This is a genomic window from Synechococcus sp. HJ21-Hayes (assembly GCF_024345835.1).
Lineage (GTDB): Bacteria > Cyanobacteriota > Cyanobacteriia > PCC-6307 > Cyanobiaceae > Vulcanococcus.
In genome coordinates this window covers 101483-126170 of sequence record NZ_JAGQBW010000004.1, presented here as the reverse complement: position 1 = coordinate 126170, position 24688 = coordinate 101483, and the positions used below count along the sequence as shown (strand labels likewise).

Below are 24688 nucleotides of genomic sequence, written 5' to 3'. Positions count from 1 at the left end.
GATTGCCTCCACGCGAGCCCGAAGCCTCGGCGTCTCCGCAGATATTTCCAAACCACGCCCTCCCAGCCGGGAGCGAGCTGTTTCCCAAGCGAGAACAACCCATGGTGGCGACCCCCACAGCCCCTGCATTGCAGAGCACCAATTCCTATGTGATCGCCGATCTCGGCCTAGCCGACTTCGGCCGCAAGGAACTGAACATCGCCGAAACCGAGATGCCGGGCCTGATGGCCCTGCGGGCCAAGTACGGCGCTGAGCAGCCCCTCAAGGGCGCCCGCATCGCGGGTTCCCTGCACATGACGATCCAGACCGCGGTTCTGATCGAAACCTTGGTGGCCCTCGGTGCTGAGGTGCGCTGGGCCAGCTGCAACATCTTCTCCACCCAGGACCACGCCGCGGCTGCCATCGCCGCCGCCAACATTCCCGTGTTCGCCTACAAGGGCGAAACCTTGGATGAGTACTGGGCCTTCACCCACCGCATCCTCGAGTGGGGCGATGGTGGTACGCCCAACATGATCCTCGACGACGGCGGCGATGCCACCGGACTCGTGGTGCTGGGCACCAAGGCGGAGAAGGATCTCTCCGTTCTCGACAACCCCTCCAACGAAGAGGAAACCGCCCTCTTCAACAGCATCCGTCAGAAGCTGGCGGCCCAGCCCGGCTTTTATTCCCGCATCTACGCCAACATCCAGGGCGTCACCGAGGAAACCACCACCGGTGTGGCTCGCCTCTACCAGATGCAGAAGAGCGGTGAACTGCCCTTCCCGGCGATCAACGTCAACGACTCGGTGACCAAGAGCAAGTTCGACAACCTCTACGGTTGCCGCGAATCGCTGGTTGACAGCATCAAGCGCGCCACCGATGTGATGGTGGCCGGCAAGGTGGCCTTGGTGCTGGGTTACGGCGATGTGGGCAAGGGGTCAGCCCAGTCGCTGCGTGGGCTTGGCGCCACGGTGATGATCGCTGAGATTGATCCGATCTGTGCCCTGCAGGCCGCCATGGAGGGCTACCGCGTGGTGCGCCTCGACGACGTGGTGCGCGATGTGGACATCTTCGTGACCGCCACCGGTAACTTCAAGGTGATCCGCCATGAGCACCTGATCCAGATGAAGGATCAGGCGATCGTGTGCAACATCGGCCACTTCGACAACGAGATCGATGTGGCATCCCTGAAGCAATACACCTGGGACAACATCAAGCCCCAGGTGGATCACATCGTTCTGCCCAGCGGCAACAAGATCATCCTGCTGGCCGAGGGCCGGCTGGTGAACCTGGGCTGCGCTACTGGCCACCCCAGCTTTGTGATGAGCAACTCCTTCACCAACCAGGTGCTCGCTCAGATCGAGCTGTTCACCAAGGGCGAGCAGTATGAGAAGCAGGTGTACGTGCTGCCCAAGCATCTCGACGAGATGGTGGCTCGCCTCCACCTCGACAAGATCGGTGCCAAGCTCACCGAGCTTTCCCAGGAGCAGGCCGATTACATCAACGTGCCCGTTGAGGGGCCCTACAAGCTCGAGCACTACCGCTACTGAGCACGCCTCCAGGCAGGGTCAGTTCGCTTGCTGCTTCGCCCGGCCATCAGGCCGGGCTTTTTTGTGGCCCTTGATTGCGTTGCGTTGCCTTGGCTCTCGGGATCGATGCCAGACAATCAGCGCAGCAAGCAGGAACCGCGATGGGGATCACTGAACTGGTGCAGCAGCTGCCAGAGCTGATTGGGTCAGCTGTGGAGGCCAATCCTCTGCTGGGCTATGGCGCCATTTTCGCGGCGATGTTTCTGGAGAACCTGTTCCCGCCGATTCCCTCGGAGCTGATCATGCCCCTCGGGGGCTTCTATGTGCAGCAGGGCCAGTTGGCCCTGATCCCGGTGGTGCTGGCGGGGCTGATCGGCACGGTGCTGGGGGCGCTGCCCTGGTATGGCATCGGCCGGCTGATCAATGAGCAGCGCATTGAGGAGTGGCTCGAGCGCCATGGACGCTGGATCGGCATCAGCCCCCAAGAGTTGCACCGCAGCCGCGATTGGTTCTCCCGCTATGGCACGGCCCTGGTGTTCTGGGGCCGGCTGGTGCCCGGCATCCGCACGCTGATCTCGGTGCCTGCGGGCATCGAGATGATGCCGTTCACGCCGTTTCTGCTGTGGACCACCGCCGGCAGCCTGATCTGGACCCTGCTGCTCACCCTGGCGGGGCTGGCCCTCGGTGAGGGCTACACGAACGTGGAGCACTGGATCGAGCCGGTGGCCAAGGCCGTGAAGCTCATGCTGGTGCTGGCCGTGGCCGGTGGCCTCGTGTGGCTGGGGCTGCGCACTTGGAACAAGCGCAACAACTCCCACTAGCCCCCGGCAGGGCGGTGGATGCCTTTTGCTGGTGTGGCGTCAGAACGGAACTTCGTCCTCACTGGGTTCTCCACCTCCGAAGCCCCCACCGAAATTGCCGCCGCCGCCGGCCTCCGCGTCACGCTTGGAGCCCAGCAGTTCGAGCCGATCGACGCGGATCACGGGTTTTGTGCGCTCTTCGCCGGTGGCGCGGTCGGTCCAGCGGTCGAGCTTGAAGCTGCCGATGATGCCGAGCAGCGAGCCCTTGCGGACGTAGTCGGCAGCCACCTGGGCCTGTTTGCCCCAGATTTCGAGGTTGAACCAGTCCGGCTCGTCGTTGGCGCTGCGGCGGTTCACGGCCATGGTGAGGTTGGCCACCATGCTTCCGGATTCGAAGTAGCGAACCTCGGGGTCGCGGCCGGCTCGGCCGACGAGGGTCACGGAATTGACGCCCATGGCGTTCTCCTGTTGATGCGTTGGATTCATGATGCAGCCCCTGGTCGGGGTGCTTCCTCAAGAGAGTTCCACCCTTTGGCCCGGATGTTCCAGAGGCCCCTGCCGCCGGGGCTATGGCAGAGCCTGCTGGATCCGGCTGCTTCAGCCAATCCACCTATGATTTGGCCCGCTCGGTGGGTCACCTGTGTTTTTTAAGCGTTTCCAGCTCTCACGCGACATCGGCATCGATCTGGGAACCGCCAACACCCTGATGTACGTGTCCGGCAAGGGCATCGTGCTGCAGGAGCCCTCTGTGGTGGCCCTCGATCTCGAGCGGGGTGTGCCTCTGGCCGTGGGTGACGAGGCCAAGCTGATGCTGGGCCGCACCCCCGGCAACATCCGCGCGGTGCGCCCCCTGCGCGATGGCGTCATCGCCGATTTCGATGCCGCCGAGCAGATGATCAAAACCTTCATTCAGAAGGGCAATGAAGGCCGCGGCATCGTGGCCCCCCGTCTGGTGATCGGCATTCCCAGTGGCGTTACCGGCGTGGAGCGCCGCGCCGTGCGTGAGGCTGGCCTGGCCGGTGCCCGTGAGGTGCACCTGATTGATGAGCCCGTGGCGGCCGCCATCGGTGCGGGCCTGCCCGTCACCGAGCCCGTGGGCACCATGATCGTGGACATCGGCGGCGGCACCACAGAGGTGGCCGTGCTGAGCCTGGGCGGCACCGTGCTGAGCGAATCCGTGCGGGTTGCCGGCGACGAGCTCAGTGATGCCATCGGCGTGTACCTCAAGAAGGTGCACAACTTGGTGGTGGGTGAACGCACCGCGGAGGAGATCAAGATCCGCATCGGTTCGGCCTTCCCCGACAACACGCACGATGAGACCTCTATGGATGTGCGGGGTCTGCACTTGCTCTCCGGCTTGCCGCGCACGATCAACGTGCGTGCCGGCGATGTGCGCGAGGCCATGGCCGAGCCACTCAACGTGATCGTGGAGGCCGTGAAGCGCACCCTCGAGCGCACACCGCCCGAACTGGCTGCCGACATCGTGGACCGCGGCATCATGCTGGCCGGTGGTGGCGCCTTGGTGCGTGGCATCAGCGATCTGATCAGCCACGAGACGGGCATCCTCGTGCACGTGGCCGAAGACCCCCTGCTCTGCGTGGTGAACGGTTGCGGTCGGGTGCTGGAGGACTACAAGCGCCTTGAGCGGGTGCTCGACACGCCTGACTTCGCCAGGTCTGCCTCCTGAACCCCATGAACGGGCGCTTGCCCCGCGTCCCCACGTTGCACAAGCTCATTCAGGCCTGGCCCTGGTGGTTGCTGCTCCTGGCCCTGGTGGGGGTGCGGCTGAGCAAGGGGGCGTTCGTTGCCGATGCCTATGCCCTGTTGAGTCGCCCCTTCTGGCCTGGGTCGGCCCAGTCCGAGTGGCTGCGTTCCGCCAAGCAGCTCGCTGACCAGTCGCGCCTCACCCAGTTGGAGCAGGACAATGTGCGCCTGCGCGGTTTGCTAGCCCTCGATCGCGCCCCTGGGGCGAAGCTCAGCGCCGCTGTGATCTCCCGCGACAGCGGTGGCTGGTGGCAGCAGCTGGAGCTGGGCAAGGGCAGCCTCGATGGTGTGGCCCCCGGGGATGCCGTGCTGGCTCCTGGCGGCATGCTCGGCCGGGTGGCCAGTGTCACGCCCACCACGGCGCGGGTGGCCTTGCTCACTAGCCCCTCCAGTCGCCTGGGGGTGTGGGTGGCCCGCACTCAGCGCCATGGCTTGCTCACGGGCCTCGGCACCCCAAGGCCCAAGCTCCAGTTCCTGGATAAGGACACCGGTGTGCGTCCCGGCGACGTGGTGACCACCTCCCCCGCCAGCACCCTGGTGCCGCCCAACATCACCGTGGGGGTGGTGCAGTCGGTGGATGAGCAGCAGGTGCCGGCCCCCGATGCCGTGGTGCAACTCAGTGCCCCCGTGGATGCGGTGGACTGGGTGCAGGTGGTGACTCGGAGTGCCCGCTGAACCATGGGTGTGCTGCATCGCCAGCGCTGGTGTGGGGCCACGGGTCTGGCGGTACCGCTGCTGACCCTGGCCTCCCCCGGCTTCCTCAAGATCGCTGGGGTGGCTCCCAGTTGGGCGGTGCTGTGGCTGTTGCCCTGGGCCTTGGTGGATGGCCCTCGCTCTGGTGCCATTGCTGGCCTGTCCCTGGGTCTGGTGCTGGATGCGCTCCACTTGGGCGATGTCACGGAGGTGCCAGTGCTGCTGCTGCTCGGCTGGTGGTGGGGCCGGCTGGGCCGGCTCGGGGCCCCGATTGAGCGCAGTTTCAGTCTGGGGCTGCTGGCGTTGTTGGGCAGCCTGGCCCTGGGGGGCAGCCTGCTGCTGCAGTTCCAGCTCCAGGGCCAATGGCCGCAGGCCGGCCTCCACATCCTCTTGGTGCAGACCCTGCTCACCGCACTTCTGGCTCCGATGATCTGCTCGTTGTTGTTGTTGCGCTGGCGCCAGGTGGCGTCGCTGCGGGGTTGATGGCCATGGCGCATCTGATATCGCGGCGCCGTTGGCTGGCGGGTGCTGCCGCTGGCCTTGCCCTGCTGCTGGCGGGCTGCCGGGCGCCCCAGGCAGAGCCGAAGCAGATCCAGTTCTGGACCCTGGATCTGGCCCCCAAATTCAATGGCTACATCCAGGGGGTGATCGCTGAGTGGGAGCGCCAGAACCCCGGCTACGACGTGGTGTGGACCGACGTGCCCTGGGGCTCGGTGGAGCGCAAGCTGCTGGCGGCGGTGTTTGCGCGCACGGCGCCCGATGTGGTGAACCTCAACCCCCTGTTTGCCGCCAACCTGGCAAGCAAGGGTGGGCTGCTGCCCCTGGATCCGGTGCTGCCTCCAGCGGCGGCCTCCGGCTATCTGCCGCAGATCTGGCAGGCGGGCCGCAGCGCCGGCCCCGATGGCGCCCCCCAGCAATACGCCATTCCCTGGTACCTCACGGCCCGGATCACCCTGGCCAACACGTCCCTGCTCGCCAAGGCTGGATATAGCGCTCCGCCCCGCACCTGGCAGGAGTTGCCGGCCTACGCCGAGGCGGTGAAGCGCCGCACCGGCCGCTACGCCCTGTTCGTCACGGTGGTGCCGGACGACTCGGCTGAGCTGTTGGAAACCCTGGTGCAGATGGGGGTGACGCTGCTGGATGAACGTCAGCGCGCCGCTTTCAACAGTCCCGCCGGGCGCCACGCCTTCGCCTTCTGGACCGATCTCTACCGCCGCGGCCTGCTACCCCGGGAGGTGGTGAGTCAGGGCTATCGCCGGGCTATCGAGCTGTATCAGAGCGGTGAGCTGGCCCAGGTGGGCAGCGGGGCCGAGTTCCTGCGCAGCATCCAGACCAACGCCCCCGGCATTGCGGCCGCCACCCGCCCCTTCCCGCCGATTACCGGCAGCGATGGCCAGGCCAATGTGGCGGTGATGACCCTGGCGGGGCCCCAACAGAGCCGGCTGCCCAAGCCGGCTGCCAGCTTTGCCCTGTTCCTCACCAACGCCGCCAACCAGGCCCGTTTCGCGGAGCAGGCGCGGGTGTTGCCGTCGTCCGCTGGTGCCCTGCAGCAGCTGGAGCTGCAGCTGCGACGCGAGCGGCTCGCCCAGCCGGCGGAGGCGCTGGTGCAGCAGGCCCGGCTGCTCTCCGCCGACACCCTTGGCCGCGCCCGGGTGCTGGTGCCCGCCAGCCCCGGTGTGAAACGTCTACAGGCGATTGTGTACACCCAGCTGCAGCGGGCCATGCTCGGCCAGATCAGCAGCGATCGGGCGCTGGCGGAGGCCGAGCGCCAGTGGAATGCCTATGCGGGGGGGCGGTGGCCTGAGGCTGCCCAGCAGCACGCTGTGCAACATCACTGAGCAGCCCCCGGCCACCGCAATGGGCGCTCGCGATTTTTAATTGACTCCGAAGAAATCGTTAAGAGTGACGCTTCGGGGCCTGTTTCCAGGCGGTTTGGGCGACTTGACGTCCATCTTGAGAGGTATCGTTGCGCTTCTTCATCCCCTGTTGTGGACATGCCCCTGGAGGACCAGCCACGGCTGGGTGAAGCCGAACAGGGGGGATCTCCAGGGGAGCATCGCGCCACCTTGCTCGTCGTCGACGACGAGGCGGCCGTGCGGCGGGTTCTGGTGATGCGCCTGCAGTTGGCGGGTTACCGGGTGGTTTGCGCCCAAGATGGCGAAGAGGCCCTGGCCCTGTTTCACAAGGAGCAGCCCGATCTCGTCGTGCTGGATGTGATGCTGCCGAAGCTGGATGGCTTCGCCGTGTGTCGCCGGCTGCGGGCTGAATCCTGTGTGCCGATCATCTTCCTTTCGGCCCTCGATGCCATTGCCGAGCGGGTTGCCGGCCTGGATCTCGGTGCCGACGATTACTTGCCCAAGCCGTTCAGCCCCAAGGAGTTGGAGGCCCGCATCGCCACGATCCTGCGCCGGGTGGGCCGCGGCTCGGCTGGTGCCGAACCCCGGGATGTGCCGGCGGGCCAGGGGGTGCTGCGGGTGGGGGATCTGGTGGTGGACACCAACCGCCGTCAGGTGACCCGCGACGGCGAGCGCATCGGCCTCACCTACACCGAATTCAGCCTGCTCGAGTTGCTGTTCCGCGATCCTGGTCGGGTGGTGCCCCGTGCCGAGATCCTCGAGCAGCTCTGGGGCTACCCGCCGCGTCGCGCCGCCGATCTCCGAGTGGTGGACGTGTACGTGGCGCGTCTGCGGGGCAAGCTTGAGCCCGATCCTCGCAATCCTGAGCTGATCCTCACGGTGCGTGGCACCGGCTACGCCTCCCAGCGGATGGGCGATGCCGGCATGGCGGCGGCGGCCGGCTGATCCTGCAGGATGGGCCCCAATTGAGCCCCTGGACCCTTGTCGGAGCTGCGTGACACCCGCCTGGAGAAAGGCAAGGCCCTGGCTGCCCTGGGTCAGGGACCCTATGGCCTACGTTTCGAGCCCAGTCACCGCAACGCGGCCTTGCAACAGGCCCACGCCGACCTGGCCAACGGTGAGGAGTGCGATGTGGTCGTGGCCGTGGCCGGCCGGGTGATGACCCGTCGGGTGATGGGCAAGCTCGCTTTCTTCACCCTGGCGGATGAAACCGGTCCGATCCAGCTGTTCATTGAGAAGGCCACCCTCCAGGCTTCCATGCCGGAGGATCCCGAGGCCTTTGCCCACCTCACCTCCCTGGTGGATGCCGGCGACCTGATCGGCGTGCAGGGCAGCTTGCGCCGCACCGATCGCGGTGAGCTGTCGGTGAAGGTGAAGGGCTGGACCATGCTCACCAAATCGCTCCAGCCCCTGCCCGATAAGTGGCACGGCCTGGCGGACGTGGAGAAGCGCTATCGCCAGCGCTACCTGGATCTGATCGTGTCGCCCCACACTCGCGAAACCTTCCGGCGCAGGGCCGTGGCGGTGAGTGCGATGCGCCGTTGGCTGGATGAGCGCGAGTTTCTGGAGATCGAAACGCCGGTGTTGCAAAGCGTGCCGGGCGGTGCCGATGCCCGGCCGTTTGAAACCCACCACAACACCCTGGATCTGCCCCTCACCCTGCGCATCGCCACCGAGCTGCACCTCAAGCGGCTTGTGGTGGGTGGCTTTGAGCGGGTGTACGAGCTGGGCCGGATCTTCCGCAACGAGGGGGTGAGCACGCGCCACAACCCCGAGTTCACCTCGGTGGAGATCTACCAGGCCTATGCCGATTACACCGACATGATGGAGCTCACGGAGCAGCTGATTGCCCATGTGTGCCAGCAGGTGTGCGGCTCCACCCAGATCAGCTACCAGGGCACGGACATTGATCTGGCGCCCCCCTGGAGACGGGCCACCATGCATGAGCTGGTGCAGGCCGCCACTGGCCTGGATTTCACTGTCTTCACCTCCCGCGAGGAGGCGGCCGCGGCGATGCGGGCCCAGGGGCTGGAGGTGCCTGCCCTGGCGGATTCGGTGGGTCGGTTGCTGGTGGAGGCCTTCGAGCAGCGGGTAGAGGCGGAGTTGATTCAGCCCACCTTCGTGATCGATTACCCCGTGGAGAACTCGCCCCTGGCCCGGGCCCACCGCAGCAAGCCAGGGATGGTGGAGCGCTTTGAGCTGTTCATCGTGGGCCGCGAAACTGCCAATGCCTTCAGTGAACTGATCGATCCGGTGGATCAGCGCCAGCGCCTGGAGGCCCAGCAGGCCCGCAAGGCCGCCGGGGATGACGAGGCCCAGCAGGTGGACGAGGACTTCCTCCAGGCCCTGGAGGTGGGCATGCCCCCCACGGGAGGTTTGGGCATCGGGATCGATCGCCTGGTGATGCTGCTCACCGACAGCCCTTCGATCCGCGATGTGATCGCGTTTCCGCTGCTCAAACCCGAAGCCCGGCAGGAGATCCGCTCCGATACCGGTGCCGGCACACAGACCGTGGCCGCCGCAATGGGATAATCGACCCTAGTAGGCAATCTCCCCCATCCGGGGTTCACGATTCCATGAGTGGTGAGCGCGTCGGTTTCCGCTTCAAACATGCGGATGCAGTGGTCAAGCGCAACCCGCAGGGTCGTTCCCGTCGGGGTTGGGTGATGGAACCGGTGGAGCAGACCACCAGCCGTGGCACCAAAATGCCGGCCTATCGCATCCGCTGGCGCGACAGTGAGCGCCCCGAAATCGTGCTCCAGCACATGTTGATCGCCGATCCTGATCCCACGCCACCACCCGAGGGCGTGAGTTTGGTGCCCCCGGCCCCCAAAGGTTGATGTTCAAGACCATCCCTTGAGGCGGTAGGCCGCCAAGCCGATGTGTTCCTTGAGGGCCACGGTGCTCAGGTAGAGGAATTCGGCATCCGGCAGCAAACTCTTGAGCACGCTGCCAGCGGTGGGTTCCCCGTAGTTGGCGCGGCTGGGTAGTTGGTAGTCGCAGGCCACAGGTACCACCTCCAGGCCGCTGCGCTGTTGGAAGCTGGCCAGGGACCGGGGCATGTGAAAGGCGCTGGTGACCAGCAGCACCCGCGTCCAACCGCGGCGGCTGCCCAGTTGGCCGATATCCCTTGCTTCTTCTGCCGTGGTGCGGGAGTTGGGGTTCAGCAGGATCTGTTCGGCCGGCACCCCCAACTCCTGGGCCAGATCCCGGGCCCAGTGCGCTTCCGGGGGAGCAGGGTCGCCACGGGTGAAACTCACCCGCCCGCCGCTGGCCACCAGCAGGGGTGCCTTGCCTTGGCGCAACAGCCGCAGACCCATGAGCAGCCTGTCGCCCCCCTCAGCCACCTCCACACCTGTCCGTGGGGCCAGGCCTGGGCGCAGGCCGCCCCCCAGCACCACCACCGCATTGGCCTTGGGCAGCACGGCGGGGGTGAGGTCTGCGCTGCGTTCCTCCAGGCCCCAGATCAGCTGCCGGCTGATCAAGGGCATGGAGGCCAGCCACAGCAGGGCCAGGCCAGCCCCACTCAGCCAGGGGCCCCACCTCCGCTGGCGTGCGGCAGCGCCCTGGCCCGCCAGCTGCAGCAATAGCCCCAGCCCGAGGGGATAGAGCAGCAGTGGTAGCAGCTTGGAGAGCAGGAAACCCATCGGTGGGGCAGCAGGGGAGTTGTGGGAGCGGCCTGCACAGTGCTGGGCGCGATGTCCCCACCCTGGATCAGGAGCCCGGCCCCTGGGCACGGCGCAGCTGCTCCAGCTCCTGTTCCGCTTCAAAGGCGGCCCAGGCCTGATTCAGGTCTGGTTCAACTCCCGCGCTCGTAGCCTGTGGGGGGGCCGGCCTGGCCTGGGCCAGCTGCTCCAGTTCCCCTTCCACCTGGCGGAATTGGTGGCCGAGGGCGCCCAGGGCCTGCCAGCGGTCGCGGCCCTGGGCCATCAGCTGGTGCACGTGGGCTTCCGCGCGCTGGGCCAGGTCTGTGGCACCGGCCGCCTGGGCCCGTTGGAGCCGCTGTTGCCACTGGGCAATGTCGTTGGCCAGTTGCAGCAGGCCAGTACGGGTGTGTTCCGCCTGTTGCTGTAGGTCCAGCCGTTGCTGCTTGAGGCGCTGCTGGCGTTCCTGTTGCTCCTGTTCCTGTAGCAGGGCCTCCTGGGCCGGATTCGCCTGCAGAAAGGCCTCCAGTTGGCGCTCCAGCTGGGCCTCCAGCTGCTCGAACCAGCTGCTGCTCACAGCCCCTGGCCGGCCTGGTCGGGCGCCCGGGTGATCAGCGGGGCTTCGATCTCTTCTTGTAGGGGCGTGATGGCGGCTTCGCGGGAGCGCAGCAGCAGCTGGGTGAGCCGCGCGATGCCGCCTTCGCCCAGTTCCTGGCTAGCGAGCGTTTCGAAGGCTGCCCCATAGAGCTCTTCCAGCTGGCTGATCAGGCCCTCGCGCATTGCGCGCACGGCGCGGCGCTGGTCTTCGCGGGACATGGCTTCAAAGCTCCTGGGGCGAGTCTGCCTGTACCAGCAGGTGCAGCGATAGATCCTCGGCCGGGTCGCTCCAGCGGGCCTGGGCGCGCCAGCCGGCGCCAGCCGCCAGGTGCAGGAAGGCCGCCGGGCTGTATTTGGCGCTGGTTTCAGTGAGCAGCGGCTCGCCGGCGGCGAAGCTCCAGGCCACACCCGCCACTCTCACTGTGTGATCCCGCTGGCTCACTAGGGCCATTTCGATGTGGCTGGCTTCCGCCACCCAGCGGGCCCGGTAGCGGAAAGCTTCGGCATCGAACGTTCCCTCCAGATCGCGATTCAGCCGGTTCAGCAGGTTGAAGGCGAAGGCTGCCGAGGCCCCAGCGTCGTCGTCGTAGGCGGCCTCCAGCCGCTCCACGGGTTTGGGCTGATCGATGCCGATCAGCAGTTTGCCGCCGGGCCCCAGTAGGCGCCGGAACTGGGCCAGCAGGGCCTGGGCCTCGTGCGGCTGGAAATTGCCCAGGGAGCTGCCGGGGAAAAAGCCCAGGTGGGCGGTGCCGCTCAGCAGGGGGTGGGCCGGCAGCTGCTCCAGCTGGCTGTAGTCGCAGCACACCCCCAGCATCGGCACCTCGGGGTGGCGCTGTTGCAGCCGCCCGCAGGCGGCTTGCAGATGCTCGGCACTGATGTCCAGAGCCACGTAGGCCGGCCGCAGGGCGGCGGCTTGCATGGCCGCCAGCAGCGGACTCACCTTGCGGGCACTGCCCGCCCCAAATTCCACCAGGGTGCCGGGCCCCAGGGCCGCGGCGATGGCCGGCGCCTCCCGCTCCAGCAGGGCCGTTTCGGTGGTGGTGAGGCTGTATTCCGGCTGCTGGCAGATCAGCTCGAACAGCCGCGAGCCCTCGGCGTCGTAGAGGAACCAGGCCGGCAGCTGCTTGGGGGATCGGCTCAGGCCCTCGAGCACCAGGCGCCGCATGTCCGCCGCTGCCGGATGCAGGTTGATCAGCTCAGGGGTGCTGAGGCGTCCCGTCACAGGGGGAATCCCCCCTGTGCCAGGCGCAGGCCAGCCGCCATCCAGCGGCTCGCCGGTGGATAGAAGTTCCGGTAGCTGAGGCGTTCGTGGCCTGGCGGGGTGAGGAAGCAGCTGCCTCGCAGCACGAATTGGGAGGTCATGAATTTGCCGTTGTATTCCCCCACCGCCCCCGCCGCTGGCGTGAAGCCGGGATAGGGCCTGTAGGGGCTGGCGGTCCACTGCCACAGGGCCCCATGGGCCTGGGACAGGGCCCCACCGGCTGCGGCCAGCTCCCACTCCGCCTCGCTGGGGAGCCGCGCCCCGGCCCAGCGGGCATAGGCATCGGCCTCGAACCAGCTCAGGTGCCGCACGGGCGCTGCGGGGCTGCGGGGGCGCCGTCCCGCCAGGCTGAACTCCCACTCCCCGCGCCAGTAGCGCGGCGCTTGCCAGCCCCGCTGCTGCACCACCGCCCAGCCCTCGCTCATCCACAGCTCCGGGCGGCGGTAGCCGCCATCGGCGATGAAGGCCTCGAAGGCGCCATTGCTCACCAGGTGGGAAGCGATGGCAAAGGGTTCCAGCCACACGCGATGGCGGGGCCCCTCGTTATCGAAATGGAATCCGCCGCCAGCACCTGGATGGCCGATCTCCACCAGCCCCCCCGCCAGCTGCAGCCAGGTGGGTTGCTCGCTCTCGCCGGCCGCCACGGCCTCGTAGCGAGCCTCCGGTTGGCTGGGATCCTCGCTGGCGAAGGCCGTGGGTTCCAGCGGGTTGCGGCTGAAGCCATCCAGCAGGTCCATCAGCAGCAGCTCCTGATGCTGCTGCTCGTGCTGCAGCCCCAGCTCCACCAGCTCCAGCCAGGGCTGGGCCGCGCTGGGCTCCCAGCCTTCCAGTTGCTCGATCAGCTCTGCCGCCGCCGCCGTGACCCGCTGCCGCCAGGCCAGTACCGCGGCGATGGCCGGCCGGGTGAGCAGGCCACGCTGCGGCCGGGGGTGCCGGGCGCCCACCGCCTCGTAGTAGCTGTTGAACAGGTAGCCCCAGCGGTTATCGGCGGGCTCATAGCCAGGGATCAAAGGCGCCAGCTCCGGTGCCTTGAGCAGGAATTCCTCGAAGAACCAGCTGGTGTGGCCCAGGTGCCATTTCGGCGGACTCGAGTCAACCATGCCCTGCAGGCAGAGATCCTCCGGCTGCAGGCCGGCGATCAGGGCCTCGCTGTGGCTCCGCACATCCCTCAACCGCTGCAACAGGGCGGAAGCGGTGGGGGGAAACGCCATCAGGGCGGTGTGTCTGTGGCGACCCTAGAGGGCCCCAGCTCAGGCGTCAGTCGCCCCTACGATCCCACCACCAGTGCGATGGCAACGGACGTGGCGATGGGTGGCATCACCTCAGGATTCGTTGGCGCCGTTGGCAACACGCCCCTGATTCGGCTCCATGGGCTCAGTGAGCTCACGGGCTGCGAGATCCTCGGCAAGGCCGAGTTCATGAATCCCGGCGGCTCCGTGAAGGATCGCGCGGCCCTGGGGATCCTGCTGGAGGCTGAGGAGCAGGGGCTGCTGCAGCTCGGCGGCACCGTGGTGGAGGGCACCGCGGGCAACACCGGCATCGGCCTCACCCACCTCTGCAATGCCCGCGGCTACAAGGCCCTGATCGTGATTCCGGACACTCAGTCCGCGGAGAAAATCGGCCTGCTGCGCAGCCTGGGGGCCGAGGTGCGCACCGTGCCGGCGGTGCCCTACCGCGACCCCAACAACTACGTGCGCTTGTCCGGCCGCATCGCCGAGGAAACGCCGGGGGCGGTGTGGGCCAACCAGTTCGACAACCTCGCCAATCGCCGCGCCCACGCCCAGTCCACCGGTCCGGAGATCTGGCAGCAAACCGCCGGCAAGGTGGATGCTTGGGTGGCGGCCACCGGTACCGGCGGCACCTACGCGGGCGTGGCCCTTTATCTCAAGCAGCAGAACCCACGGGTGCGCTGTGTGCTGGCCGATCCCCACGGCAGCTCCCTCTATGGCTGGGCCACGGCTGGTGAGCTCAGCAGCGAGGGCAGCTCCATCACCGAGGGCATCGGCAACAGCCGCGTCACGGCCAACCTCGAAGGAGCCCCGGTGGACGATGCCGTGCGCATCCACGACCAGGAGGCCCTCGACACCATCTACCGGCTGCTTTGGCAGGAGGGGCTGTTCCTGGGCGGTTCAGTGGGCATCAACGTGGCAGCGGCGGTGGAGACGGCCCGGCGCATGGGGCCTGGCCACACGATCGTGACGGTGCTGTGCGACAGCGGCGATCGCTATCGGTCACGGCTTTATGACGGCGACTGGTTGGCCAGCAAGGGTTTGCAGCAACCTGTGCGCGCTGCATGAGGAATCGCGTGATCGGCGAGCGCTACCGGCTCGAGGCGGAGCTGGCCCATGGCAGCCAGGGCCGGCTCTGGCGCGCCAGTGACCTGCTGGCCGGCGAGGCCCCGGTGGTGTTGCGCCAGCTGGACGCCGATCAGCCTGAGCTCCAGGCTCGCTTCAAGGCTCTGTGGCCGCGGCTGCAGGGGGTGCTGCATCCCCAGGTGCCCCGCTGCGGTGGCTTGCTCGAGGAGGAGGGCACCCTCTGGTTGGCCCGCGAGTGGCAGGAGGGCCGCACCTACGCCGAGCTGCTGGCCGGCCGGCGTGAGCGCCAGATGGTCTTCGGTGCCGGTGAGGTGCTGCTGCTGCTGCGCCAGTTGTTGCCGGTGTTGGCGGTGCTGCACAGCCAGCAGTTCCTGCACGGTGATCTCACGCCCGCCAACTTGCTGCGCCGCGACCGCGATGGCCTGCCAGTGCTGCTGGATTTCGGCCTGGTGCGCGGGCAGGGGGCGCCAGCCGAGGGGGTCACGCCGGGCTATGGCGCCCCTGAGTTGGGCCGCGGCGATCCGGCCGAGCCCTGGATGGACCTCTACGGCTTGGGGGTGGTGGCCCTGGTGCTGCTCAGCGGTGAGGAGCCCGCCCAGCTGCTGGATCCGGTGTCGATGCAGTGGCGCTGGCCGGCCTGTCTCGACGCCGAACCACAACTCAAGACGGTGCTGGAGCGGCTGTTGAGCAGCGAAGTCCAGGGGCGTTACCCCTCGGCGGCGGCGGCCCTGCAGGCCGTGCAGCAGTTGCCCATGCCGGACAGCACTGGCCCCGTGCCTCGGGCTGATCGCACGGTGGCGCTGGTGCCGCCGCCCCCTGAACCTGAACTGCCCGCCCTGCGCCAGCCCACGCCTGAGCCCCCCCCGGTCCGCTCCCGCCAGGAGGAGAAGGAAGAGGCCGCCGAGGGCAGTCTGTGGCCGGTGGTGCTCGCCCTGGTGATCTCCGCGGTGGTGGGCACGGCCCTGGGCTGGCTGGTGCTCAGCCGCGGCAAGGTGGCTACCACCGATGCCGGCAGTGTTTTGCAGCTGCCCAGCAGCCTGCCGCCCGCGGAGGTGGATCAACGCCAGCAGCTGCTCAACCGCCTGCGGGCGCTGCAGATCGATCGCGGCTGGTTCTTGCGGTTGGTGGATGCCAGCCTGCTGGCCCAGTTCCCCGAGCGCGGTGGCCGCCTCCCCACCGACTCCCTCGACGACGCGCCCCTGCGCAAGGTGTGGAACGGGCTGGCGGAGGAGTGGTTGAGCCGGGTGGAACAGCTGCCCCTGGAGATCCGCCCCCGCCTGGGCAGCTTCAGCGCCGGCGACTGGCGTAAGCGGCAGGCCACCCTGGTGGCTCAGGGCCTGAGCGCCGATGTGCTGCGTCAACTGGTGTCCGGTAGTGCCCAGAACCTGCTGCCCGGCCGCTCCAGTGATGACATCCCCCCTGAACCCTTTCGTCAGCTCTGGTATGCCGCCGCCGAGCAGGGCCTGGCCAACGTTCGCATCGAGCCGATCCAGTCGCGCCTGGGGCAAACCAACGTGGTATCGGCGTCTGTGGCGGCCGGTGGTGCCCGCCTGTTCCCGATCCGGCTACCCGCCGGCAGCCGGCTGGTGCTGGGGGTGAACGGCTCGCCGCTGATGCAGATGACTGTGTTCGGTGCCGATGGCAGTGTGCTGGAGGCCAAAGGGCCCTTGCGGGTGGTGAGTGTGGGCAAGGTGAGCCGCTCGCCGGTGCAGCTGCTGGTGACCAATGAGGGCGTGGCGCCCGGCCTGATTACCCTGTCCCTGCGGGCGGATCCGGCGCCTGAGCCACCGCCGAGTCGCGTATCAGAAGCCCCCGCCGGGGTCGAGCCAGGGGCCCCGGCTGCCCCGGCGGAAGCTGGGGGCCCCGCCCAGCCCACCGCCCCGCCGCCACCACCAGTGAACTGACGCCAGAGGCCGTTCGCGAAGGGCGAGTGCCCGGCCCCGGAACTAAAGGCGCGCGATGGCGGCCTTGGCGTCCTTGATGTCCTGTTTGCGCCGTTCCTCGTGGCGCTTGTCGTGCAGTTTGCGGCCCTTGCCCAGGCCCACCGTCACCTTGATCCAGGAGCCCTTGAGGTGCAGGTTCAGGGGGATCAGGGTGAGGCCCTTCTGCTCCAGGGCGATCCGCAGTTTCTCGATCTCGCGGCCGTGGGCCAGCAGTTTGCGGGTGCGCAGGGGGTCGTGGTTGAAGTAGGCCCCGGCGTGGCTGTGGGGGGAGATGTGCACGTTGTGCAGCTGCAACTCGCCCTTGCGAATCAGGCAGAAGCCATCGCGCAGGTTCACCTGCCCCGCTCGGATCGATTTCACCTCGGTGCCCAGCAGTTCGATGCCGCACTCCAGGGTTTCGAGAATCTCGTATTGGTGGCGCGCAAAGCGGTTGTCCGCCAGCAATTTGTTGGCGGCGTCGCGCTGGGCCTTGGCGCTCTTCTTGCCTCCGCCCTTCGCCATCGCCGCTCCGGAATCGTCCCTGGGGTCTCCCGACCCTAGGGAGCCCCCGGTACCCTCAGGCCATGGCGATCGTGTCCTCGGGATCTGCAGGGGTAGCGCCGGAGCCTCACCAGCGGCTGGTGGATCCGGCGCCCGTGCCTGAAGAGGCAGCTGCAGAAGCGCCGATCCTGCGGGAAGATTCGCTGCGGCCGAGGCGGCTGGCGGACTACATCGGCCAGAGCGAGCTGAAGCAGGTGCTGGGCATTGCGGTGGAGGCCACCCAGGCCCGCGAGGAAGCCCTGGATCACGTGTTGCTCTACGGCCCGCCGGGTCTGGGCAAAACCACCATGGCCCTGGTGCTGGCCGAGGAACTGGGGGTGCGTTGCCGCATCACCAGTGCGCCCGCCCTGGAGCGCCCGCGCGACATCGTGGGCCTGCTGGTGAACCTGCAGCCCCGTGAGCTGCTGTTCATCGACGAGATCCACCGGCTCAATCGGGTGGCCGAGGAGATTCTCTATCCCGCCATGGAGGACTTTCGCCTCGATCTCACCGTGGGCAAGGGCACCACGGCTCGCACCCGCAGCTTGCCGCTAGCCCCGTTCACCCTCGTGGGCGCCACCACCCGCGCCGGGTCGTTGAGTTCGCCGCTGCGGGATCGCTTCGGCCTGATCCAGCGGCTGGAGTTCTACGGGCTCGAGGATCTCCAGGCGATCGTGCAACGGGCGGCCGGGTTGCTGCAGCTCGAGCTGGATTCCGCCGCGGCCCTGGAGGTGGCCCGCCGCTGCCGTGGCACCCCCCGCATCGCCAACCGCCTGCTGCGGCGGGTGCGCGATGTGGCTGCCGTGGGCGGCCATGGCCGGGTCACGGCTGTTCTGGTGCATGAAGCCCTCAGCCTGCACCGGGTGGATGGCCGCGGCCTCGATGCCAGCGATCGGCGATTGCTGCAGTTGCTGCAGGACGGCTATGGCGGCGGCCCGGTGGGGCTCGACACCCTGGCGGCGGGCCTGGGGGAAGATCCCGCCACCCTCGAGGCGGTGGTGGAGCCCTTCCTGTTGCAACAGGGTTTGCTGCAGCGCACCCCCCGGGGGCGCGTGATCACCGAGGCGGGTCGGGCCCATCTGGATGCCGCCGCATGACACGCCTTCTAGCCCTGCTGCTGGCCGTGCTGCTCAGCGGCGCTGTCGGGCTGCTGCAGCCCCACCCTGCCCTGGCGGCCGGGGACGCCTCGCCCTCGGCTCAAGCCCTGTTTGAGCAGGCCCTGCGGGCCAGCCGGGAGGGCAGCTTCGAGCAGGCCCTGCCCCTCTGGAACCAGGTGCTGGAGCAGGCCCCCGGCGATGCGGCGGCCTGGAGCAACCGCGGCAATGTGCAGCTGGCCCTCGGCGATGCCGCCGCCGCGATCCGCGATCAAACCCGGGCCATGGAGCTCGATCCGGTGAGCGCCGATCCCCATCTCAACCGCGGCACCGCCGAGGAGGCCCTGGGCCAGTGGGCCGCTGCCGAGGCGGACTACCGCTGGATTCTCGAGCGCGATGCCGAGGCGGGACGCGATCCCGATGCCTCCGCCCTCTATAACCTCGGCAACGTGCAGGGGGCCCTGGGGGATTGGGGTGCGGCGCGGGCCAGCTTCACCCAGGCCGCCGATGGGCGGCCGGGCTTTGCCATGGCCCGCTCCAGTGCGGCCCTGGCGGCCTTTCAGCTCGGTGATCTGGATGCGGCGGAGCAGCAGCTGCGCAACCTGATCCGCCGCTACCCGCTGTTTGCCGATGCCCGCGCCGGCCTCACCGCCTTGCTCTGGCAGAGGGGCGCCAGCGGCGAGGCGGAGAGCAACTGGGCGGCCGCCTCGGGGCTGGACACCCGCTACCGCCAGTCAGAATGGCTGTTGCAGATACGGCGCTGGCCCCCCCAGCCGGTGCACGCTCTCGAGGCTTTCCGCGCCCTGGCCAGCCGATGACCCCAGCAGCCCCCGTGGCATCCAGTGCGGCCAGCGAGCTTCCGCAGCTTGAGGCCGCGTTGGGGTCTGCGCTGGAGGCTGCCCTGCCGGAGCTGATTGCCCTGCGGCGTCACCTGCACGCCCACCCTGAACTGAGCGGCAACGAGCACCAGACGGCCGCGCTGGTGGCCGGGGAGCTGCGGGGCCTGGGCTGGCTTGTGCAGGAGGGGGTGGGCCGCACCGGGGTGTTGGCGGAGCTGGGGCCCGAGCTCGATGGTGCCGGCCGGCTGGCCCCGCTAGTGGCCCTGCGGGTGGATATGGATGCCCTGCCGGTGGAGGAGCGCACGGGGGTGGCCTTTGCCTCGCGCCACCAGGGCCTGATGCACGCCTGCGGCCACGACATCCACACCACTGTGGGCCTGGGGGTGGCGCGGCTGCTGGCGCCCTTGGCCGATCAACTCACGGCGCGGGTCCGGCTGCTGTTTCAGCCGGCCGAGGAAACGGCCCAGGGTGCGGCCTGGATGTTGGCGGATGGCGCCATGGATGGCGTGGAAGCGCTATTCGGGGTGCACGTGTTTCCGAGCTTGCCGGTGGGCACGGTGGGGGTGCGTAGTGGCAGCCTCACGGCCGCGGCGGGTGAGCTGGAGGTGGAGGTGCTCGGGGAAGGTGGCCACGGCGCCCGGCCCCACCAGAGCACCGATGCCATCTGGATTGCAGCCCGGGTGGTGAGTGGGTTGCAGGAGGCCATCAGCCGTCGCCTCGATGCCCTGCATCCGGTTGTGGTGAGCTTCGGGCGCATTGAGGGGGGCAAGGCCTTCAACGTGATTGCCGACCATGTGCGCCTGCTGGGCACCGTGCGTTGCCTGGATCTTGAGGTCCATGCCCAGCTGCCCGGCTGGATTGAGGACACGGTAAAGGCCCTGTGTGAGGGCCACGGGGGTGAGGCCCGGGTGCGTTACCGCTGCATCTCCCCCCCAGTGCACAACGATCCGGCCCTCACGGCGTTGGTGGCCGAGGCTGCCGTGGAGGTGCTGGGCCGCAGCAACGTGCGCTGGCTGGAGCAACCCTCGCTGGGGGCCGAGGATTTCGCCGAGTTGCAGCGGGATACCCCGGGCACCATGTTCCGCCTGGGGGTGGCGGGGCCCCAGGGCTGCACGCCGCTGCACAGCAACAGCTTCGAGCCCGATGAAGGCTGCCTGGCGGTGGGGATCCAGGTGCTGAGCCTCAGCCTGCTGCGCTGGATGCAGGCCCGGAGGGCGCAAGCGTGAGCGGCACCCGCCAGTTCAGCCGCGATCTGCTGGCGCTCTCCTCGCCGCTGCTGGTGTTGGTGGGTCTGGTGGGGCTGCTGATGCGCCAGGGTTCAGACCGGCTGCAGGCCCTGCCGGCCCTGGGCATTGGCGTGGGCCTGCTGGTGCAGAGTGCCTGGAGCTGGCGCCGCCGGCGCAAGGCGCTGCTCTCGGCCCTGCGGGAGGCCACCTCTGACCCCTGCCCAGCGCCTCCACCCGAGCCCTGACCTCATGGATCTGGACCAACTCCGCGAGGCGATCGTGTCCGGCGATCCCAGCCGGGCGATGCCTGCCCTGGCGGCGCTCAGGGAGGTGCCGGAGGAGCAGGCCGTGCCGCTGTTGTTGCTGGGCCTGGAGCAGAGCACCTTCATGGTGCGCTCGCTCAGCTGCGCCGGCCTGGGCATGAAGCGCAATGAAGCCGGCTGGCTGGCCCTGGTGCAGGCCCTCGAGCACGACGACGACGCCAACGTGCGGGCCGAGGCGGCCAATGCGCTGGTGAGTCATTCGTTGCAGCGGGCCTGGCCGCTGCTCCTGCCGGCTTTTCAGCGCGACAGCCAGTGGTTGCTGCGCTGCAGCATTCTTTCAGCGGTGGCGGAGCACCCTGAGATCCCCGCCGAGGATCTGCTCCAGTTGGCCCGCCTGGCCATCGCCGATGCCGATGGCACTGTGCGGGTTGGGGGTGCCGAGATCCTGGGGCGCCTGGTGCATGAGGGTGGGGGGCAGGCCGTGGCCCAGCAGGCTCGCGCTGAGCTGGTGACCCTCCAGCAGGACAGCGACCATCGGGTAGTGGCGGCCGCCCTGAATGGCTTGCAGGCCTGAGGGAGGGACCGCACGGAGCCCTTACCCCTGCGCCCCCTGTGGTTTCGGCCTTGCTAGGTTTCCTAAGTCACTAGGGGTGCCCGGCCGGCAGCGGCCATGGGCTGAGATCACACCCTCCGAACCTGATCCGGGTCATGCCGGCGCAGGGAAGTGAGACGAACTCCAGCTGCGCCCCAGAACCGCTGACCCCCCGGGTCTGTAGTCCTAACTTCGCCGTAGCTCTAATGCGTAGCGCCTGGATCGAGAAGCGCCAAGGCCAAGGCAATGTGTCCCAGATGCACTTCGCCCGCCAGGGCGTGGTGACTGAGGAAATGGCCTTCGTGGCCCAGCGGGAGAACTTGCCCGAATCCCTGGTGATGGAGGAGGTGGCCCGGGGCCGCATGATCATCCCGGCCAACATCAACCACCCCAACCTGGAGCCGATGGCGATCGGCATCGCCTCGCGCTGCAAGGTGAACGCCAACATCGGCGCCTCACCCAATGCCAGCGATGTGAGCGAAGAGCTCAAGAAGCTCGAGCTGGCGGTGAAGTATGGCGCTGACACCGTGATGGATCTTTCCACCGGTGGCGTGAATCTCGATGAGGTGCGCACAGCGATCATCAACGCCTCGCCGGTGCCTATCGGCACGGTGCCCGTGTATCAGGCCCTCGAGAGCGTGCATGGCTCGATCGAGAAGCTCTCCGAAGATGATTTCCTGCACATCATCGAGAAGCACTGCCAGCAGGGCGTTGATTACCAGACCATCCACGCCGGTCTGTTGATCGAGCACCTGCCCAAGGTGAAGGGGCGCCTCACCGGGATCGTGAGCCGCGGCGGCGGCATCCTGGCCCAGTGGATGCTCTATCACCACAAGCAGAACCCGCTGTACACCCGCTTCGACGACATCTGCGAGATCTTCAAGCGCTACGACTGCACCTTCTCCCTGGGTGATTCCCTGCGTCCCGGTTGTCTTCACGATGCTTCCGATGAGGCCCAGCTGGCCGAACTGAAAACCCTGGGTGAGCTCACCCGCCGCGCCTGGAAGCACGACGTGCAGGTGATGGTGGAGGGTCCGGGCCACGTGCCGATGGACCAGATCGAGTTCAACGTGAAGAAGCAGATGGAGGAGTGCAGCGAGGCCCCCTTCTATGTGCTCGGCCCGCTTGTTACCGACATCGCCCCCGGCTACGACCACATCACCAGTGCGATTGGTGCGGCCATGGCCGGTTGGTATGGCACGGCGATGCTCTGCTACGTGACCCCCAAGGAGCACCTGGGCCTGCCCAACCCCGAGGACGTGCGCAATGGCTTGATCGCTTACAAGATCGCCGCCCACGCCGCCGATATCGCTCGCCACCGTCCCGGCTCCCGCGACCGCGACGACGAACTGAGCCGCGCCCGCTACGCCTTCGACTGGAACAAGCAGTTCGATCTCTCGCTGGATCCTGAGCGGGCCCGTGAATATCACGATGAAACCCTGCCTGCAGATATCTACAAGCAGGCAGAGTTCTGCTCGATGTGTGGCCCCAAGCACTGCCCGATGCAAACCAAGATCACCGATGAGGATCTAGCGGGCTTGGAGCAGGTGTTGGCGGAGCAGAAGGCCGGAGAGCCGGCGGCAGTGTGAGTTCTGGCTCACTACTCCACTAAGGCCCGGGGGTTCGCCCCTGGGCCTTTCTTTTGGAAGCGTTTTAGAGGTTGTACACAGCAAAAAGCCCCGCCGTTAGGCGGGGCTGGAGTGTTGCAGATATGACCGCGCCGTTGCGGCGATCCCCAGGCTCGGGTGATCAGCCCAGCGCCTTGGCCTTGGCTACCACGTTGTCCACGGTGAAGCCGAACTTCTCCATGAGAAGGGGGCCGGGGGCGGAGGCGCCGAAGCGGTCGATCGACACGCTGTCGCCATCGAAGCCGGTGTACTTGTGCCAACCGAAGGAACTGGAGGCTTCCACCACCAGGCGCTTGCGCACGGAGGAGGGCAGCACGCTCTCGCGGTAGGCCTCATCCTGCTCTTCGAACAGTTCCACACAGGGCATCGACACGACACGCACGTTCTTGCCTTCGGCCCGCAGCTGGGCAGCGGCCTTGGTGCAGAGCTCGAGCTCGGTGCCAGTGCCGATCAGGATCAGATCGGGGGTGCCGGTGCTGTCTTCCAGGATGTAACCACCCTTGGCCACGCCGGCGGCGCTGGAGTTGGCCTGGTTGGCCATGGCCTGACGGCTGAGGAACAGCACGGTGGGACGCTTGCGGTTGGCAATCGCCACTTGGTAGGCACCGCTGGTTTCGTTGCCGTCGCCAGGACGGATCACCAGTATGTTGGGCAGGGCCCGGAGGCTGGCCAGGGTCTCGATCGGCTGGTGGGTGGGGCCGTCTTCACCGAGGCCGATGGAGTCGTGGGTGAGCACATAGATCACGCCCAGTTCGCTCAGGGCGGAGAGGCGCATGGCGCCCACCATGTAGCCGGCAAACACGGCGAAGGTGCCGCCGTAGGGCACCAAGCCGCTGCCGTGGTAGGCGAGGCCGTTGAGGATGGAGGCCATGGCGTGCTCCCGCACACCGAAGTGCAGGTAGCGGTTGGCCTCGGCACCCTTCTGGAAACCCTTCTCCCCCTTGATGTCCGTGAGGTTGGAGTGGGTGAGGTCGGCGGAACCGCCGATCAACTCGGGCAGGTTGGGGCCGATGGCGTTGAGGCAGTTGTAGGAGTGCTGGCGTGTGGCCAGGCCTTTGTCATCGGCGCTGTAGCTGGGAAGGTTGGCATCCCAACCCTGGGGCAGCTCACCGCGCAGCTGGCGCTCAAACTGGGCGGCCTCGCTGGGGTACTTGGTGCGGTAGTCAGCCAGGGTGGCGTTCCACGCGGCCTCGGCGGCGGCACCGCGGCTGATGGCCTGGCGCCACTGGTCGTAGGCGTCCTGGGGAACTTCGAACTCGCCGTAGCTCCAGCCCAGGGCCTCACGGGTGAGGGCCGCTTCTTCGGCGCCCAGGGCTGCACCGTGCACCCCAGCCGTGTTGGCCTTGTTGGGGGAGCCGTAGCCGATGGTGGTGGTCACCTTGATCATCGAGGGCCGATCGGTCACGGCCTTGGCCTCGGCGATGGCCTTGGCGATGGCATCCACATCGGTGTTGCCATCGGGCACGTGGATGGTGTGCCAGCCGTAGGCCTCGTAGCGCTTCAGCACATCCTCGGTGAAGGAAACATTGGTGTTTCCGTCGATGGTGATGTGGTTGTCGTCGTAGAGGGCGATCAGCTTGCCCAGGCCCAGGTGGCCGGCCAGGGAGGCGGCTTCGCCGCTCACGCCTTCCTGGTGGCAGCCGTCGCCCATGATCACGTAGGTGTAGTGATCAATAACCTTGCAATCCGCCTTGTTGAACTTGGCGGCGAGGTGCGCCTCGGCCATGGCCAGGCCCACGGCATTGGCGATGCCCTGACCGAGGGGCCCGGTGGTGACTTCAACCCCAGGGGTTTCGAAGGTTTCGGGGTGGCCGGGAGTCTTGGATCCCCACTGGCGGAACTGCTTGATGTCCTCGATGCCCACCGAGTCGTAGCCGGTGAGGTGCAGCAGCGCGTACAGCAGCATGCAGCCGTGGCCGGCGGACAGCACGAAGCGGTCGCGGTTGAACCACTTGGGGTTCTTGGGGTTGTGGCTGAGGGCCTTGTCCCACAGGGCATAGGCCATGGGGGCGCAACCCATGGGCAGGCCGGGGTGCCCTGAATTCGACTTGTTGATCGCATCAACCGCCAGGAAGCGGATGCTGTTGATGCAGAGGGTGTCGACGGATTGGTTTCCGAGGGCGGGGGCTGCGGCGACCATGGGTTA

General features: G+C 67.6%; 25 protein-coding genes and 1 riboswitch. Of the genes, 17 read left to right on the top strand and 8 right to left on the bottom strand.

Going from position 1 to position 24688, the window contains the following annotated elements; genetic code table 11:
• Positions 1 to 101: 101 nt before the first annotated feature.
• Positions 102 to 1529, top strand: coding sequence for an adenosylhomocysteinase (gene ahcY, locus KBZ14_RS04930; protein WP_255117194.1), 1428 nt, complete (start codon positions 102 to 104; stop codon positions 1527 to 1529).
• 140 nt (positions 1530 to 1669) lie between these two features.
• Positions 1670 to 2329 carry a DedA family protein gene (locus KBZ14_RS04925; RefSeq protein ID WP_255117193.1) on the top strand — a complete coding sequence of 220 codons (660 nt, stop codon included), beginning with the start codon at positions 1670 to 1672 and terminating at the stop codon, positions 2327 to 2329.
• A gap of 39 nt (positions 2330 to 2368) precedes the next feature.
• Here KBZ14_RS04925 and KBZ14_RS04920 read toward each other — a convergent pair whose 3' ends face one another.
• Positions 2369 to 2764 (bottom strand): single-stranded DNA-binding protein, encoded by a 396-nt coding sequence (locus KBZ14_RS04920; protein ID WP_255117233.1) that lies wholly within the window; start codon positions 2762 to 2764, stop codon positions 2369 to 2371.
• Positions 2765 to 2948: 184 nt separating this feature from the next.
• Between KBZ14_RS04920 and KBZ14_RS04915 the strand changes: the two genes are divergently transcribed.
• From KBZ14_RS04915 to KBZ14_RS04885, 7 genes are all read left to right on the top strand, one after another.
• Positions 2949 to 3995 (top strand): rod shape-determining protein, encoded by a 1047-nt coding sequence (locus tag KBZ14_RS04915; RefSeq protein ID WP_315856127.1) that lies wholly within the window; start codon positions 2949 to 2951, stop codon positions 3993 to 3995.
• Between the two features lie 5 nt (positions 3996 to 4000).
• Complete coding sequence (gene mreC, locus KBZ14_RS04910; protein ID WP_255117192.1) at positions 4001 to 4747, top strand: rod shape-determining protein MreC; 747 nt, start codon at positions 4001 to 4003, stop codon at positions 4745 to 4747.
• 3 nt (positions 4748 to 4750) lie between these two features.
• Positions 4751 to 5248 carry a rod shape-determining protein MreD gene (locus KBZ14_RS04905; protein WP_255117191.1) on the top strand — a complete coding sequence of 166 codons (498 nt, stop codon included), beginning with the start codon at positions 4751 to 4753 and terminating at the stop codon, positions 5246 to 5248.
• Between the two features lie 5 nt (positions 5249 to 5253).
• The gene (locus KBZ14_RS04900; protein WP_255117190.1) at positions 5254 to 6603 is read left to right on the top strand and encodes an ABC transporter substrate-binding protein; all 1350 of its coding nucleotides are present in this window, start codon (positions 5254 to 5256) and stop codon (positions 6601 to 6603) included.
• Between the two features lie 156 nt (positions 6604 to 6759).
• Entirely contained in the window at positions 6760 to 7566 is an 807-nt protein-coding gene (rpaB, locus tag KBZ14_RS04895; protein WP_255117189.1) for a response regulator transcription factor RpaB, read from the top strand.
• A 36-nt stretch (positions 7567 to 7602) separates the two neighbouring features.
• Positions 7603 to 9153: a lysine--tRNA ligase gene (lysS, locus tag KBZ14_RS04890; protein WP_255117188.1), complete on the top strand. Its 1551-nt coding sequence runs from the start codon at positions 7603 to 7605 to the stop codon at positions 9151 to 9153.
• A 44-nt stretch (positions 9154 to 9197) separates the two neighbouring features.
• Positions 9198 to 9461 (top strand): hypothetical protein, encoded by a 264-nt coding sequence (locus tag KBZ14_RS04885; protein ID WP_094591976.1) that lies wholly within the window; start codon positions 9198 to 9200, stop codon positions 9459 to 9461.
• A 3-nt stretch (positions 9462 to 9464) separates the two neighbouring features.
• On the opposite strand, the gene KBZ14_RS04880 is transcribed toward KBZ14_RS04885, so the two are convergent.
• The 5 genes from KBZ14_RS04880 to egtB all read right to left on the bottom strand — a co-directional run bounded on the left by KBZ14_RS04880 (position 9465) and on the right by egtB (position 13334).
• The gene (locus tag KBZ14_RS04880; protein ID WP_255117187.1) at positions 9465 to 10268 is read right to left on the bottom strand and encodes a YdcF family protein; all 804 of its coding nucleotides are present in this window, start codon (positions 10266 to 10268) and stop codon (positions 9465 to 9467) included.
• 67 nt (positions 10269 to 10335) lie between these two features.
• A complete protein-coding gene (locus tag KBZ14_RS04875; protein ID WP_255117186.1) occupies positions 10336 to 10842 on the bottom strand; it encodes a hercynine metabolism protein in 507 nt (168 codons plus the stop codon).
• The gene (locus KBZ14_RS04870; protein WP_255117185.1) at positions 10839 to 11081 is read right to left on the bottom strand and encodes a hercynine metabolism small protein; all 243 of its coding nucleotides are present in this window, start codon (positions 11079 to 11081) and stop codon (positions 10839 to 10841) included. The genes KBZ14_RS04875 and KBZ14_RS04870 overlap by 4 nt, the downstream gene beginning before the upstream one ends.
• A 4-nt stretch (positions 11082 to 11085) precedes the next feature.
• Positions 11086 to 12027, bottom strand: coding sequence for an L-histidine N(alpha)-methyltransferase (egtD, locus tag KBZ14_RS04865; protein WP_255117231.1), 942 nt, complete (start codon positions 12025 to 12027; stop codon positions 11086 to 11088).
• A gap of 53 nt (positions 12028 to 12080) precedes the next feature.
• Entirely contained in the window at positions 12081 to 13334 is a 1254-nt protein-coding gene (gene egtB / locus KBZ14_RS04860) for an ergothioneine biosynthesis protein EgtB (protein WP_255117184.1), read from the bottom strand.
• A gap of 78 nt (positions 13335 to 13412) precedes the next feature.
• On the opposite strand from egtB, the gene KBZ14_RS04855 reads away from it, so the two are divergent.
• Positions 13413 to 14420, top strand: coding sequence for a cysteine synthase A (locus KBZ14_RS04855; RefSeq protein WP_255117183.1), 1008 nt, complete (start codon positions 13413 to 13415; stop codon positions 14418 to 14420).
• Positions 14417 to 16342, top strand: a complete 1926-nt coding sequence (locus KBZ14_RS04850) for a serine/threonine protein kinase (RefSeq protein ID WP_255117182.1) — start codon at positions 14417 to 14419, stop codon at positions 16340 to 16342. Before KBZ14_RS04855 ends, KBZ14_RS04850 begins: the two co-directional genes overlap by 4 nt.
• Positions 16343 to 16384: 42 nt before the next feature.
• Here the strand turns inward: KBZ14_RS04850 and smpB are convergent, their stop codons facing one another.
• Complete coding sequence (gene smpB, locus KBZ14_RS04845) at positions 16385 to 16882, bottom strand: SsrA-binding protein SmpB (protein ID WP_255117181.1); 498 nt, start codon at positions 16880 to 16882, stop codon at positions 16385 to 16387.
• Between the two features lie 62 nt (positions 16883 to 16944).
• Here smpB and ruvB point away from each other — a divergent pair, with 62 nt between their 5' ends.
• From ruvB to thiC, 6 genes are all read left to right on the top strand, one after another.
• The gene (gene ruvB / locus KBZ14_RS04840) at positions 16945 to 17997 is read left to right on the top strand and encodes a Holliday junction branch migration DNA helicase RuvB (RefSeq protein WP_255117180.1); all 1053 of its coding nucleotides are present in this window, start codon (positions 16945 to 16947) and stop codon (positions 17995 to 17997) included.
• Entirely contained in the window at positions 17994 to 18812 is an 819-nt protein-coding gene (locus KBZ14_RS04835; protein WP_255117179.1) for a tetratricopeptide repeat protein, read from the top strand. The genes ruvB and KBZ14_RS04835 overlap by 4 nt, the downstream gene beginning before the upstream one ends.
• Positions 18809 to 20059, top strand: a complete 1251-nt coding sequence (locus KBZ14_RS04830) for an amidohydrolase (protein ID WP_255117178.1) — start codon at positions 18809 to 18811, stop codon at positions 20057 to 20059. The genes KBZ14_RS04835 and KBZ14_RS04830 overlap by 4 nt, the downstream gene beginning before the upstream one ends.
• Positions 20056 to 20304 carry a DUF3188 domain-containing protein gene (locus KBZ14_RS04825; protein ID WP_255117177.1) on the top strand — a complete coding sequence of 83 codons (249 nt, stop codon included), beginning with the start codon at positions 20056 to 20058 and terminating at the stop codon, positions 20302 to 20304. The genes KBZ14_RS04830 and KBZ14_RS04825 overlap by 4 nt, the downstream gene beginning before the upstream one ends.
• A 4-nt stretch (positions 20305 to 20308) precedes the next feature.
• Positions 20309 to 20896, top strand: coding sequence for a HEAT repeat domain-containing protein (locus tag KBZ14_RS04820; RefSeq protein ID WP_255117176.1), 588 nt, complete (start codon positions 20309 to 20311; stop codon positions 20894 to 20896).
• Between the two features lie 62 nt (positions 20897 to 20958).
• Positions 20959 to 21062, top strand: a riboswitch (TPP riboswitch).
• A 58-nt stretch (positions 21063 to 21120) separates the two neighbouring features.
• The gene (gene thiC, locus KBZ14_RS04815; protein WP_255117175.1) at positions 21121 to 22503 is read left to right on the top strand and encodes a phosphomethylpyrimidine synthase ThiC; all 1383 of its coding nucleotides are present in this window, start codon (positions 21121 to 21123) and stop codon (positions 22501 to 22503) included.
• Positions 22504 to 22663: 160 nt separating this feature from the next.
• On the opposite strand, the gene tkt is transcribed toward thiC, so the two are convergent.
• A complete protein-coding gene (tkt, locus tag KBZ14_RS04810) occupies positions 22664 to 24682 on the bottom strand; it encodes a transketolase (protein WP_255117174.1) in 2019 nt (672 codons plus the stop codon).
• Positions 24683 to 24688: the final 6 nt, after the last annotated feature.